Source organism: Chitinophaga ginsengisegetis, from assembly GCF_900168065.1.
GTDB lineage: Bacteria > Bacteroidota > Bacteroidia > Chitinophagales > Chitinophagaceae > Chitinophaga > Chitinophaga ginsengisegetis.
Genome location: NZ_FUZZ01000005.1, coordinates 214,916 through 227,690, shown reverse-complemented (window position 1 = coordinate 227,690; position 12,775 = coordinate 214,916). Strand labels below are relative to the sequence as shown.

Genomic DNA, 12,775 nt, shown 5'->3' with positions numbered 1-12,775 from the left:
ATCCACATTATTTAGTCATCATTTCCATTTCATTAGCGGCCAATATATAGGCCCCTACGCCTTTAGGATCGTTATCGATCACCTTTTCGCTGAGATAATAAGCATAGCTGCCATCACGATAGGGATCTCCGCCAAGCCCGGCCACGCTTACAGTGCCGCTCAGGGTGATATCCCCTTCCGGGTTTTTACGGATAAACTGTTTCAGGATGCCTTTGTATCCTTTCTCCGCTACCCCGCGGTAGCTTGCTGGCAGATACCCCAAACGCATGCCTTTCGCCAACGCATATACGAACATGCAGGAGGCGGAGGCTTCTACATAGTTGCCTGTACTGTCGCCTTTGTCCAGCACCTGGTACCAGCAGCCGGTTTTGGCGTCCTGGTATTTTTTTACAGCGGCAGCGGTACGGTTTAAAATAGCAATGAGACTGTCCTTTCCAGGGTCACCAGCCGGATAATATTCCAGCGCATCTACCAGCGCCATAGCATACCAGCCCATAGCGCGGCCCCAGAAGTGCGGCGACTGCCCCGTGGTTTTATTGGCCCAGCGCTGCTCTTTTGATTCATCCCACGCGTGATATAACAGGCCCGTACGGGAATCACGTGCGTGCTGCTCCATCAGTACAAACTGCCGGGTAATGTCCCGGAAGGCGCCGGTTTCCCCGGTGAGCACGGCATACTCTGCATAAAAAGGTTCGCCCATGTAAAGTCCATCCAGCCACATCTGCCAGGGATAGCGCTTTTTATGCCAGAAGCCGCCGTTGTTTGTGCGGGGTTGTCCCCGCAGCTGCTCCCGCAGGTGATCTGCAGCGATCTTATACTTATTATTTTTGGTGGCCTTATAAAGCGTTAGCAGTATCCGGCCGTTTTTAACATTATCAATATTGTAATCTTCCAGCTGGTACGTATGAATGTTACCGTTAGTATCCACAAAATGATCCATGCTCTTTTGCATGTACCTGAAATATTCCTGGTTACCTGTTCTTTTCCATAAGCCGGTGAATCCTTCCAGGATCACGCCCTGGTCGTACGACCACCGGACCGGTCTGCCGGGCTGTATTTCCAGCGAGTCTTTCCAGATGCGCATCACCGTTGCCGCCATACCGGCCGCACCGGTTTGTGCCTGTGTGAGTGAAACGATAAGCAGCAATGCAGAGGAGAGTAATGATTTTTTAAAACGCATGATCTTCCGTTGATTTGGTTTTAGTATCGCGGTAACGGCAACTGTCGAGTGTGATGTTTTTTGTATTGCGTGTTTCCACCGGTGGTTTGCCGGAAGACGTAAGCAGGTATACATTATTGAAATGCACGTTTTCTGCTTCCAGGCATTGGATGCCTTCATCCGCTTTGATCACCAGGTTACGCAGGTGAATATTGCTGACCGGCATTTCCGGCAGGCCGCGTATGAACACCGCCTTTTTTGCACCGTAGCATACGATGTTGTTCATATAAAAATTACGGAACCGGGGCGTAGCTGCTGTAACCGGCAGCGTTTCCACGCGGGGAGCCACTCTCTTTTCGCCAGCCAGCGGCACCGGATCTTTGGCGGCATAGTACATATCAAACAGGATGGCTTCCCCCGGAATATCTTTCATGTTGATGTTGGCAGCATAAATGTCTTCCACGATTCCTCCGCGGCCACGGGCCGTTTTGAAACGCAGCCCGATATCGGTACCCAGGAACGAACAATCGGATACATAAATATTACGGGCGCCACCAGACATTTCGCTGCCTATTACAAAGCCGCCATGCGCGTGGTATACCGTGCAGTTTTGCACGATAACATTTTCGGTAGGTTTACCACGTTTACGTCCCTGCTCATCGCGGCCGGATTTGATACAAATACCATCATCGCCTACATCAAAGGTGCAGTCGAGGATCTGTGCGCCGCTGCATGATTCAAGGTCTACCCCATCGCCATTTTGTGCGTACCAGGGGTTTTTAACATACACGCCACGCAGGGTGATGTTTTCGCAGAGCAGCGGATGCAGGCACCATGCCGGTGAATTCTGGAAGGTAACCCCTTCCAGCAGTACATTTTTACAGGAGGCAATGCTCACCATATTTGGCCGGAGATAATCTTTGATACCTGCGTAATCGGCTATTTTACTGCCGGGGGTGATTACCCCTGCCAGGTTAGTTTTGGAGCCGAGATAAGATGACTGTGAAGGGTACCAGGTAACACTATCAGGGCCAACCAGGCCACCGGAGGCTACCAGGTTTTCCCATTGCGTGGCGGTGAGTTTGGTCTTCTTCACCATGCGCCAGGCGTCGCCGCCGCCATCAAGGATACCACTACCGGTAACGGCTATATTTTCCTGGTTGCTGGCAGAAACGGGCGGCTGGCAACGCACGGCCGCAAGCCCTTCATACGTAGTGCTGATAAGCGGATACTGGTCGAAGTCGGTAGTGAACTGCAATACCGCGTTCTTCGACAGGTGAAGATTCACATTGCTTTTTAACACGATTGGGCCCGTGAGCCAAAGGCCCGGTGGCACCAATACCACACCGCCACCTTTGTTATTGCACGCGGTAATTGCTTCGTTGATAGCTGTACTGTTTAACGTAACACCATCTGCTTTAGCACCAAAAGAAGCGATCGTAAAAGTATCTTTCCTGAAATGAGGTTCATAGATCACCGGCAGCTCATAGCTATATTTCCCTTCAAAAGGAGTTGTTTGCAGGTACGCAGCAAGCGGCAATTTCTTTTCCCGGATTTCCCCGGCTACGAGCGCAGCTATTTTTGCAGCGCCATAGGCAGAAAAATGGGTATTGTCTGTAATACCCTGTGGCAGCGTATTATAGTGGCCCGGCGGTGTAGTGCGGAACATCTTTTGCGACGCAGCTTCCCCCTCTTTAGTCAGTAAAGCAGCGCTACTGTGTTGCAGATCAACCAACGGCACCTGCATCGCATTTGCTATGGACCTTACCACTGCAGGATAAGCGCCGTGGGTATCTTCCAAAACTCCATTGGTAAACTTACGGCGCGCTACCGGTGTAATAAGCAACGGATGGGCGCCTTTGGCGCGGGCTTCTTTTACAAAGCGCTCCAGGTTGGTTTTGTACGCTCCTTCCGGCGCTGCATAACGGGTAGTGTCACTGATCTTTCCATCGTTGTGGCCAAACTGGATCATCACCCAATCGCCGGGTTTCAGTTGCGCTAACACGCTATCCCAGCGATGTTCATCGATAAAGCTTTTGGTACTTCTTCCGTTAACTGCATAGTTTTTTATGATGATATCCTTTTCAAAGAATTGCGGAAACAATTGTCCCCAGCCGCGTTCAGGATTATCTTCCAGTGGCTTGTTGGCCATGGTGGAATCACCGATCATGAATATAGCGGGTTTGGGACCGGCTGGCGCCAGTCCCAATAATGATAATAAAAGTATCTGAAGAATCTTCATTAGTTATATTTATCGTTCTGCTTAAACTCGTCTTTATTTGTTACGGCGTCGATCTGATCCTGCGGAATAGGCCGCACGGTATGATACGACTGGAAATATACTTTGGCATCCGGGTTATGCAGCGCAATCCGCTCAGCCAGTTTACCGGTACGCTTCAGATCAAACCAGCGCAGTTGTTCACCGGCCAGCTCCCGCGCTCTTTCATCGAGGATAAAGTCGAGACTGATATCTGCGGCGGTTATCACCATCTCTGCTTCATGCCCTGTGATGGCAGCCCGTTTGCGGATTACATTGATATACTCTGCCGCCTTAGCTGAATTGCCCAGCTTGAACTGTGCTTCTGCTGCAATGAGATACATTTCCGCGAGGCGGATAATAAATGCGTCCCGCGCGCTTTGTTCTTCGTTCATGGATGCCCGTGTGGGATCGTCGAATTTATCCAGGGATACATAACGGGTGCGGTCTTTTCCGCCGCCATTTTCTGTATATACGGCGTTCCTGTCGTAGATCCGGTATTTGGTGGAAGCGGGCAGTACATATTTACTGCAATAGATAGCGGTATCACCCAGCTTCATACCGTTAGGCGCTGTTTTGAGATTATTGCAATACCACACCTGTTTGAAAGAACCTTCGTAACGTGCATCTGCATTTTCGTTGAACAGGTTTAACAGGAACAGCGTGGGCATATACCGGTTAAAAGGGCGTTGGTTAAGGATATCGCGCTGCATACCCGGCAGGTCATCGTACTTCATGGCAAACAGCATGTGTGCGTTGTTGGCGCCACGTGAGTGCCCGTTAGGAAACAGCGTAGCATCGGTGCGGTCGTCAAACACCAGGTTCTTCATATAGTTTACAGCCCAGATCACTTCTTTATTCTGCAGGTTATCCATACGCCAGAGATCTGCATATTTGGGTAACAGCGTGTAGCCATAACTGTTAATCACTTTGTCTGCCAGGTCAGCAGCCTGCTGGTTCATGCCGCGGGTGAGATACATCCTTGCCAGGAAAGCTTCTGCAGCGGGCTTGGTTACACGGCCATAGTCGGATGTAGTAGCAGGCAGGTTATTCACTGCTTCTCCCAGGTCGCGGAAGATTTGCGCATAGAAAGTATCTACGGGTGTGCGGTTGGCAGTAGTTACTACGCCTGAAGTTTCGATAAGGGTAAAATGGACAGGCCCCCAGGTTTCCACAATATGCCAGTAGTAAAAGGCGCGGAGGAAATGTAATTCGGCGCTGCGTATGGCTTTTCTCTCCGGCGTTAACCCGGCGCCATCTATACGTGTGATGCCCGCGTTACACAAATTGATCGCTGCATACAGCTGTTTCCATAAAGCGCTCATCACGGAATTGCTGGCCTGCAGGTTGTTGTAGTTGGTCATATCCGGGTACTTATCGCCGGTGCCGCTGGTCCATATATCGGTGCCCATTTCGGCCATGCTGTATCCTTCTTCTTTTCCATACCACCAACGGTTATAGGTATACGCTGCGTTTACCAGTGTTTCAAAACCTTCCGGGGTGGAGTATACAGCATCGGTGGTAGTGCCGCCGGGATTGTATTCTTCCAGTTGCTTGTTGCATCCGGCAAGGCTGCCGGCGGCCATACACAATATGATGAGGTACTTATTTATAGTGGGTGTCATTGTTACTTTTTTTAGAAATTAGAACTCAACATTTATTCCTGCCACATACATCCTGGTGAGCGGGTTGCTCAGATCGCCTCCCCTTTCCGGGTCATAGTCTTTTACTTTGCTGAAAGTGAAGAGGTTTTTACCGGTAACGTATAAACGAAGACTGCTCAGGTGCAACGACTTCAACGCATCAGCGGAGAAAGTGTATCCGAGTGAAAGGTTACGGATCTTTACAAAAGATCCATCTCTATACCCCAGTGTTTTGATAAAAGGCGTACCGTCTTTGGAAAGACTGGCATTGGGCCGGGGATAATCGTTGGATGGATTTTCCGGGGTCCAGTAATTTACCGGTGCGCTGTTTTCCAATCCCTGCGGATCGTATTTTGCCGCATACTCGGAATTGATCCACTGGCCAATACGGGCAAATACGTAGATGTTGAGATCAAAGTTTTTGTACCGGAAATCGTTATTGAAACCACCGCTCCATTTAGGTACCTGCGCACCAAGTATGATGCGGTCGGATGTGTTGATGGTTCCTTTTCCGTCCTGGTCCTTTACTTTGATATCGCCGGGTTTGTAACCATACTTTGTAGCTTCAGCAGCTTCTGTTGTTTGCCAGATACCCATTTTCTCATAGTCGTAATACACTTTTACCGGGGAGCCGATGAACCAGCCATTGGCTACATCGTTAGTGCTTCCATCTGCCAGCGCTACAATTTCTTCTTTATTGCGGGAGTACACGATGTTGGAAGTCCAACGGAAATCGCTGGTGGAAATGTTCGTGGTATTAATTCCTATTTCAATACCCCTGTTGCGGGTTTTACCAATGTTCTGCACTACAGTGCTCACACCGGAAGAAGTAGGCAGCGTACGTTGCAGCAGCAGGTCTTTTGTTTGCGTATCATAATAATCGATGCTACCGGTAATCCTGTTAGCGATGATACCGAAATCGAGTCCTATATTTTTGGTGGCAGACAGTTCCCATTTAAGTCCTTTGTTGCCTGCCTGGTCGCCGATGGTGTAAGCCATTGCCGCATTGGTATCATCCCATGAAAAAGGTATTTTGGTAAGATAGCTCATTGTGGAATAAGGGTCCACTGCATCGTTACCGGCAATACCGTAGCTCACTCTCAGTTTCAGATCACTGAAAAAAGTTTGCGATTTCATGAACGCTTCATCGCTGATGCGCCATGCTGCGGCTGCAGAGGGAAAGAACGCCCACTTGTTGCCCGGTGAAAGTTTGGAAGAGCCATCGGAGCGGCCGGTGAGCGACAACAGGTATTTTCCTTTGTACGCATAGTTCAGGCGGCCGGTGAAGGAAATGAGTTTGCTGGACTGGTACATACTGCGTGCAGCAATACCGCTTACATTGTTCTGCATGGCATAGTACAACTGCGACGGAAGCAGCTGGCCTTCGCCCTGCATAAGTGAAGAGTCGCGCTGGTCCGACAGTACGCTGGCTACGCCGGTAATACCAAAGGAGTGATCACCGATTGTTTTATTATAGGTGGCCACGTTTTCCCAGCTGAGGTACCTGCGGGTGCTGCCGTTCGACTGCGACCGCGAGGTAGAAGCGGTAGACCGGTCGATAGAGTTTTTAGATGCAAACACACCCTGTTTCGCATTTTCCAGTGTTACACCAAAGTTGGAGCGGAACATGAAACCGCTGAAGGGTGTAAGTTCCAGGTAAGCATTGATAAATGTGCGCGTAGTGCGGGTATTATTCTGGTAAGCATTCGGCTGCTCATCCGCCAGGGGATTGATAGCCGAGCCGCTGTTGGGAAATAATACCAGGTTGCCGGCCGAATCGTAAGGTATGGCCAGCGGAATGTACTTATTGGCCTGGTTAAGCGGATCACGGCGGGTGCTCTGCTCATAATAGGTGATCTGGCTTTGTGCGCCTATTTTGATTGCATCATTAATCGTTTGATCGATATTCAGACGGGTGGAATAACGTTTAAGATCATCCAGTTTCAATAATCCTTTCTCATTGAAATAATCAAAGGAGAAATACACTTTTGTTTTTTCTGATCCTCCGGAGATGCCTGCCTGGTAGTCCTGTTGTAAGCCCTTATGTAACAGGAGGTCGGCGTAGCTAGCCCACAGGTTATTCTTTATTTCATCCAGTTCAAATGCGTTGAATATTTTTGAATCATCTGCCTCGCTGGCCCATCTGCCGGTGGTACGGTTGGCTTCCCTTTTCAGCGCCGTATATTCGGGTCCGTTACTCATACGCGGATAGCCGTTTACTTCAGACGAACCAACATAAGAGCTGACATTTACCCTGGGTTTGCCAGAGGTACCGCGTTTGGTGGTAACCATGATTACGCCGTTAGCGCCGCGGGAACCATAGATGGCGGTGGAAGATGCGTCTTTCAGTACTTCCATCGACTGGATATCATTCGGGTTAATATCCTGTATATTTTCATACTGTACCCCGTCTACGATGTATAAGGGGCCGTTACTCGCTTTGATGGACCGGTTACCTCTCACCGTTACATTCACCTTTGCGCCTGCTGCACCGCTGCTACGGGTGATATCCACTCCGGGTAGTTTTCCCTGTACAGATTCCATCACGTTGGTAGAAGGTACCTTTTTAAGTTCTTCTCCTTTTACTGATACCACGGAGCCGGTGAGATCCCGTTTTTTCACCAGGCCGTAACCTACTACCACAATTTCATCCAGTTTCTTATTATTTGGTTCCATTTTTATTGTCATGTTGACATTATCCGCTGTCAGTGTCACCGCAGTATACCCTATGTAACTGAACAACAGCTCGGTCTTTTTACCCTCCGGCACCTGGAGGCTAAAGTTCCCATGTGTATCTGTTTGTGTACCAGAAGTAGTGCCTTTAACCTGAACACTCACAAGCGGCAGTGGCTCGCCGGAAGTGGCGTCTGTCACCTTCCCTTTCACGGTACGGGTCTGTGCAATCGCCCAACTGCTGAAACCCAACAACAGTAAGCAAATGAAGTAAATTCTTTTCATAACGTTTGGCGTGAATTAAATGGCAAATAAAAGTTGTGCTATAGTAAGCGTTGATTAACGTGGTGATTAATTGGTTGAACAGGAGTTCTTTCTTCCGTATTGTGCTGTTACAAGTCTACAGAACTATTTGCTAATGGTGAAGTTTATTTACGCAATCGTTCCCGGAAAAATCAGTACTTTCACCATAACAAGAATACCGGAAAACATAGTCCGGAAGCCGTTATGAAGTATAGAGCAGCAACCATCAAAGATATTGCGCAGGCGCTTGGCCTGTCCACGTCCACAGTGTCGCGCGCGTTACGTGACAGTCATGAGATCAGTGCCGCTACCAAGCAACTGGTGCTGGAACATGCCGCAAGTCTGAACTATCATCCCAACCCGATTGCGTTGAGTTTAAAAGAAAAGAAAAGCAGGTCGATTGGTGTGATTGTATCAGAAATTGCCAACAGTTTTTTTTCACAAACGATCAATGGCATTGAATCGGTAGCTAACGAGAAGGGCTATACGGTAATTATTTCTCAGAGTCATGAATCTTTTGAGAAAGAAGTGAGAACCTTGCAATACCTGGCTTCCCGGTCGATAGATGGGTTACTCATTTCCGTATCGAGTGCCACGAAAGACCTCACCCATCTGAAAGCGCTGCATCAGTACGGATTCCCGATTGTATTTTTCGACAGGATTATAGAAGACATTGCCACGCATAAAGTGATGGTGGATAATTTCCAGGGCGCTTATAACGCTACCATGCACCTGCTTCAGCAGGGATACCGGCGTATTGCCTGTATTACCAACTCCGCGCATCTTTCCATTACGCGGGAACGGGTGGCAGGATATATAGCTGCGCTGGAGAAACATGGTATTCATCCACAGCCGGCGCTGATTAAATATTGTTTTCACGGCGGCATGTTGCTGCCTGAAGTAACTGATGCAGTGAACCAGCTGATTAAATTAAAGACCAAACCGGATGCTATTTTTGCCACCTCAGATAAGCTCACCACGGGTTGCATGCGTGCCCTGAAAAAGGCAAAGGTGGCTATTCCCGGAGGAATGGCACTCACGGGTTTTTCCAATTCAGACCTGATAGAGCTGTTGCATGCGCCTATCACCGTAGTACGGCAACCCGCTTTTGAAATGGGCCAGGTAGCCACCGAATTATTGCTGCAACTGATAGAGAGCAAACGGCCCGTTAAAGAGTTTGAAACAAGAGTGCTTCAGTCTGAGTTGCTGATACCGCCAAGGTAACCGCGGGTCTTATTCTACCCTCCACCAATCCACATCTGCCCAGCCGGCATCATTTGTTTTTACGTCGCGGCTGCAGCACAATCCCATCTTAGCACCTATCCATTTGCCGGTAGTGGCGGTAAACGGCTCACCTGCGGCCTGGAAGGTTTTTCCATCCGTGCTGTAACTGAAGCGGCAAATACCTCCTGCGCTCACTTCTACCCTGAAAAATATCTCCGTTGACGTTATCTCCGATATGGCGGTTGCTTTTTCAGGAGAGCCTTTATCTGCCTTTGTGCAGGTGAAGTACGACAGATAAATACCGTTTGCTTTTTTGCTCAGTGACAGTCCTGCGTAGTTAAGTCCCATTACCAGGAAGTTTACGCGATCCCCGTTTTGCCGTGGTTTAAAGCTGAGTTTTGTAGTAGCCTTGAATACGGGCGCCGGGAATTTTTGCAGGAGTACCTGGGGTACTTCCCAGAGGTTACGGGCGCTATCCGGTATTTGTGCGGCAAACAGGCGCAGGCTGCCTTTTGCCACCGACGGGAATGCCCAGCCGGCAGCCGGGTTGGCCTGCCATTGCCACTGTAAACCTAAAGTGGCGGCATTAAACTCATCTGATTCCTGTGGCGTGGCCACCGGGCAACCTGCGCCGGTAACTGGTTTGCGGTAGGTCTGTACCGGTTCTCCTTTTCCATCATGGTCGTTGTCCGTTCCTATCACCGGCCAGTTGTCCACCCATTTCATTGGTTGCAGGTGTACTACCCTGCCGTAAGCTTCCAGGTCCTGGAAATGCAGGAACCAGTCATCCCCTTTGGGTGTTTGCACCCAGGCGCCCTGGTGCGGGCCATTGATGGAGGTTCGTCCCTGGTCCATAACTATTTTGCTTTCATAGGGGCCATACACATCTTTTGAGCGCATCACCAGCTGCCAGCCGGTGCCCACGCCACCTGCAGGTGCGAAAATGTAATAGTAGCCGTTGCGTTTATAAAACTTGGGGCCTTCCAGTGTAGGGTGTTCATCGTGACCGTCAAATACCAGTACGCCTTCATCGGTAGCTTTTGTACCAGTGGCATCCAGCTTTTTCACTACGATAATACTTTTAATACCTGCGCGGCTGCCGGCGTATGCGTGTACCATATACACGTTCCCGTTATCGTCCCACAGCGGGCAGGGATCAATGAGTCCTTTGCCTGCCACTACCAGCTGTGGTGTGCTCCACGGGCCGGCGATCTGTTTTGATTTCACCACGTAGATCCCGAAGTCCGGGTCCGGGTAGTAGATATAGAATTCGTTGTTGTGATAGCGTATGGCCGGCGCCCAAACACCGTTGCCATGTTGTGGTGCGGAAAAGTGATCATAAGGAGGCTGGCGTAATAATGCGTGCCCGATAATGCGCCAGTTCACGAGGTCGCGGGAATGCAGGATGGGCAGGCCGGGGATAGCGTCAAAACTGGAAGCAACCATGTAATAGTCCTCCCCTACGCGGATCGCGTCCGGATCGGAATAGTCGGCGTACAGCACCGGGTTTTTATACGTGCCATCACCTTTATCGGAAACCCATACTTTAGAAATATCCGCGGCCGATTGTGCGATAGCGGTAGTAGTGGTTAGCAGGCATAACGCACAGGTAATTATCTTCATAAAAAATTCGGATGAAATTTGTTTCATAACGTGCGGTCAAAATAACAAATGACCTGCAAAAGCAGGGCGTTATTTACGCAATCGTTCCCGGCAGGAACTGCTTCTTCCGTAAAATAAAAAAGCTAACATGAATACCCCTGTTTCAGAAAACAGAAAATAACTGATATTTGTAAGAATCAGTTATACAGAGAACCATGCAGGAAATTATTATCCGTAAAGCCACTGCTGCAGATTTGCCCACATTACTGGAATTTGAGCAGGGAGTTATCACCGCAGAACGTCCTTTTGATCCGACTTTAAAAGAAGGCATTATACATTATTACGATATAGCAGCCATGATTACTGCTTCGCACATTGAGCTGCTGGTGGCAGAGGCGGCAGGGCAGCTTATTGGCTCCGGCTATGCCCGTATAGAGGATGCAAAGCCCTATGTGAAGTTTGCACAGTATGCGTACCTGGGCTTTATGTATGTAACACCATCATGGCGGGGTAAGGGAGTAAATAAGCTGATCATAGATGGATTGAAAACATGGGCACAATCGCGTGGTATCGTAGAAATGCGGCTGGAGGTGTACAATGGAAATGAGCCCGCTATAAAGGCTTATGAGAAAACCGGCTTTAGCAAACACATGCTGGAAATGCGGCTACCCATCTGAGTTTCCGGGATTCCTTTAAAAAATGGCACAATTTTCGACAGGAGGCGGGGTAAAGAACTTAAAACCATGAAACAGATACTCGTAGCCTTAGCTGCAGCAGTCGTTTTCTTTTCCTGCAAAAGTAACGCTGATAATGCCGCCGCTATTGAAAGTGCAAAGAAAGCCACCATTGATTCAATGAACAATGTAAGTGCCATCAAACAGCAGGTAGTGGATTCCATGAATGCGTTGAAAAGCAACCGTTCACACAGTCGTGAAAACGTAGCCGGTACTCAATATAACAATGAAACTGCTCCGGCAGTAGCCAATACAGAAGCTCCGGCGCCCGCCCCTGCAAAGAAAAAGGGCTGGAAATCGTGGAGTCATACTGCTAAGGGTGCCGTAGTAGGCGCCGGCGCAGGTGCTGTAACCGGTGCTATCGTAAACAAAGATCGCCTGAAAGGCGCTGCCATTGGTACCCTGATTGGTGCTGGTGTAGGTGCCGGTACCGGTGCTATTGTTGACCATAAGAAGAAACAATCCACACAACAGTAACCCATAATGATGAAGAAACGGCGTATCCTCACGGGTACGCCGTTTTTTTATGCTGCTGCCAGCTTCTTTCCTTTTTCTGTGAGATAGGGATAAAATAAATCCCCAAGGAGGCGGGCATAATAATTAACTGCCTTTTTCCCTTTCAATCCCGTAGTAAGTTCGTTCGCCGAAATCCAGAAATCACCGATGAGATAAATGCTCCTGATCAGGCTTTCCCATACTTCTTCCGGTATATCCGTTCTTACAATACCCTGCTCCCGGTAGTTTTCAAATAGCCGGAGGAATTGCCTTCTGCGGATGCTGAACCGCTGGGTATATACCTTCTTTATTTCCGGCATACGCCGGGCAATCATCACAAAATGGATGTAGATAAAACGGTACTGATAGATATGTTCCAGTATCGTGGTAATGGACTCCTGCAGGGTATGAAGCGTTGCCGCCGGCCCGTTTGCAAATACGGGCAGTTCATTCAGTTCATCGATATGCCGGGCATATATCGTGTAAATGATGTCATCTGCGTTTTTAAAATAGTACTGGATGTTACTGTGACTGATCCCCATTTCTTTGGCAATATGCCGGATAGTGATCACATCTATCCCCTGCTTGTTAAACAGTTCCAAAGCAGTTTCCAGTATCTTTTCTTTTGTATTCATGAGATGCCCGCGCCTTTAATATCTTACGAAAATAAAAAAATTAGTACAAA

Annotated in this window: 9 protein-coding genes; 3 read left to right on the top strand and 6 right to left on the bottom strand. The window is 48.9% G+C overall.

Annotated features, from left to right (window positions below):
- Window positions 1–7 precede the first annotated feature (7 nt).
- The 4 genes from B5Z18_RS27120 to B5Z18_RS27105 are packed head-to-tail and all read right to left on the bottom strand — an operon-like array spanning window position 8 to window position 8,017.
- The gene (locus B5Z18_RS27120) at window positions 8–1,180 is read right to left on the bottom strand and encodes a glycoside hydrolase family 88/105 protein (RefSeq protein ID WP_079472694.1); all 1,173 of its coding nucleotides are present in this window, start codon (window positions 1,178–1,180) and stop codon (window positions 8–10) included.
- Window positions 1,170–3,401 carry a glycosyl hydrolase family 28 protein gene (locus tag B5Z18_RS27115; RefSeq protein ID WP_079472693.1) on the bottom strand — a complete coding sequence of 744 codons (2,232 nt, stop codon included), beginning with the start codon at window positions 3,399–3,401 and terminating at the stop codon, window positions 1,170–1,172. Before B5Z18_RS27115 ends, B5Z18_RS27120 begins: the two co-directional genes overlap by 11 nt.
- The gene (locus B5Z18_RS27110) at window positions 3,401–5,041 is read right to left on the bottom strand and encodes a RagB/SusD family nutrient uptake outer membrane protein (protein WP_079472692.1); all 1,641 of its coding nucleotides are present in this window, start codon (window positions 5,039–5,041) and stop codon (window positions 3,401–3,403) included. Before B5Z18_RS27110 ends, B5Z18_RS27115 begins: the two co-directional genes overlap by 1 nt.
- 18 nt (window positions 5,042–5,059) lie before the next feature.
- Window positions 5,060–8,017, bottom strand: coding sequence for a SusC/RagA family TonB-linked outer membrane protein (locus B5Z18_RS27105; protein ID WP_079472691.1), 2,958 nt, complete (start codon window positions 8,015–8,017; stop codon window positions 5,060–5,062).
- Window positions 8,018–8,239: 222 nt separating this feature from the next.
- On the opposite strand from B5Z18_RS27105, the gene B5Z18_RS27100 reads away from it, so the two are divergent.
- Complete coding sequence (locus tag B5Z18_RS27100) at window positions 8,240–9,259, top strand: LacI family DNA-binding transcriptional regulator (protein ID WP_079472690.1); 1,020 nt, start codon at window positions 8,240–8,242, stop codon at window positions 9,257–9,259.
- 9 nt (window positions 9,260–9,268) lie between these two features.
- Here B5Z18_RS27100 and B5Z18_RS27095 read toward each other — a convergent pair whose 3' ends face one another.
- Window positions 9,269–10,882: a glycoside hydrolase family 43 protein gene (locus B5Z18_RS27095; protein ID WP_079472689.1), complete on the bottom strand. Its 1,614-nt coding sequence runs from the start codon at window positions 10,880–10,882 to the stop codon at window positions 9,269–9,271.
- A 194-nt stretch (window positions 10,883–11,076) separates the two neighbouring features.
- Here B5Z18_RS27095 and B5Z18_RS27090 point away from each other — a divergent pair, with 194 nt between their 5' ends.
- Both B5Z18_RS27090 and B5Z18_RS27085 read left to right on the top strand, forming a co-directional pair.
- Window positions 11,077–11,538 carry a GNAT family N-acetyltransferase gene (locus tag B5Z18_RS27090; RefSeq protein WP_079472688.1) on the top strand — a complete coding sequence of 154 codons (462 nt, stop codon included), beginning with the start codon at window positions 11,077–11,079 and terminating at the stop codon, window positions 11,536–11,538.
- Between the two features lie 66 nt (window positions 11,539–11,604).
- Window positions 11,605–12,072 (top strand): YMGG-like glycine zipper-containing protein, encoded by a 468-nt coding sequence (locus B5Z18_RS27085; protein ID WP_079472687.1) that lies wholly within the window; start codon window positions 11,605–11,607, stop codon window positions 12,070–12,072.
- A 47-nt stretch (window positions 12,073–12,119) separates the two neighbouring features.
- Here B5Z18_RS27085 and B5Z18_RS27080 read toward each other — a convergent pair whose 3' ends face one another.
- Window positions 12,120–12,725, bottom strand: a complete 606-nt coding sequence (locus B5Z18_RS27080; protein ID WP_079472686.1) for a TetR/AcrR family transcriptional regulator — start codon at window positions 12,723–12,725, stop codon at window positions 12,120–12,122.
- Between the last annotated feature and the right edge of the window lie 50 nt (window positions 12,726–12,775).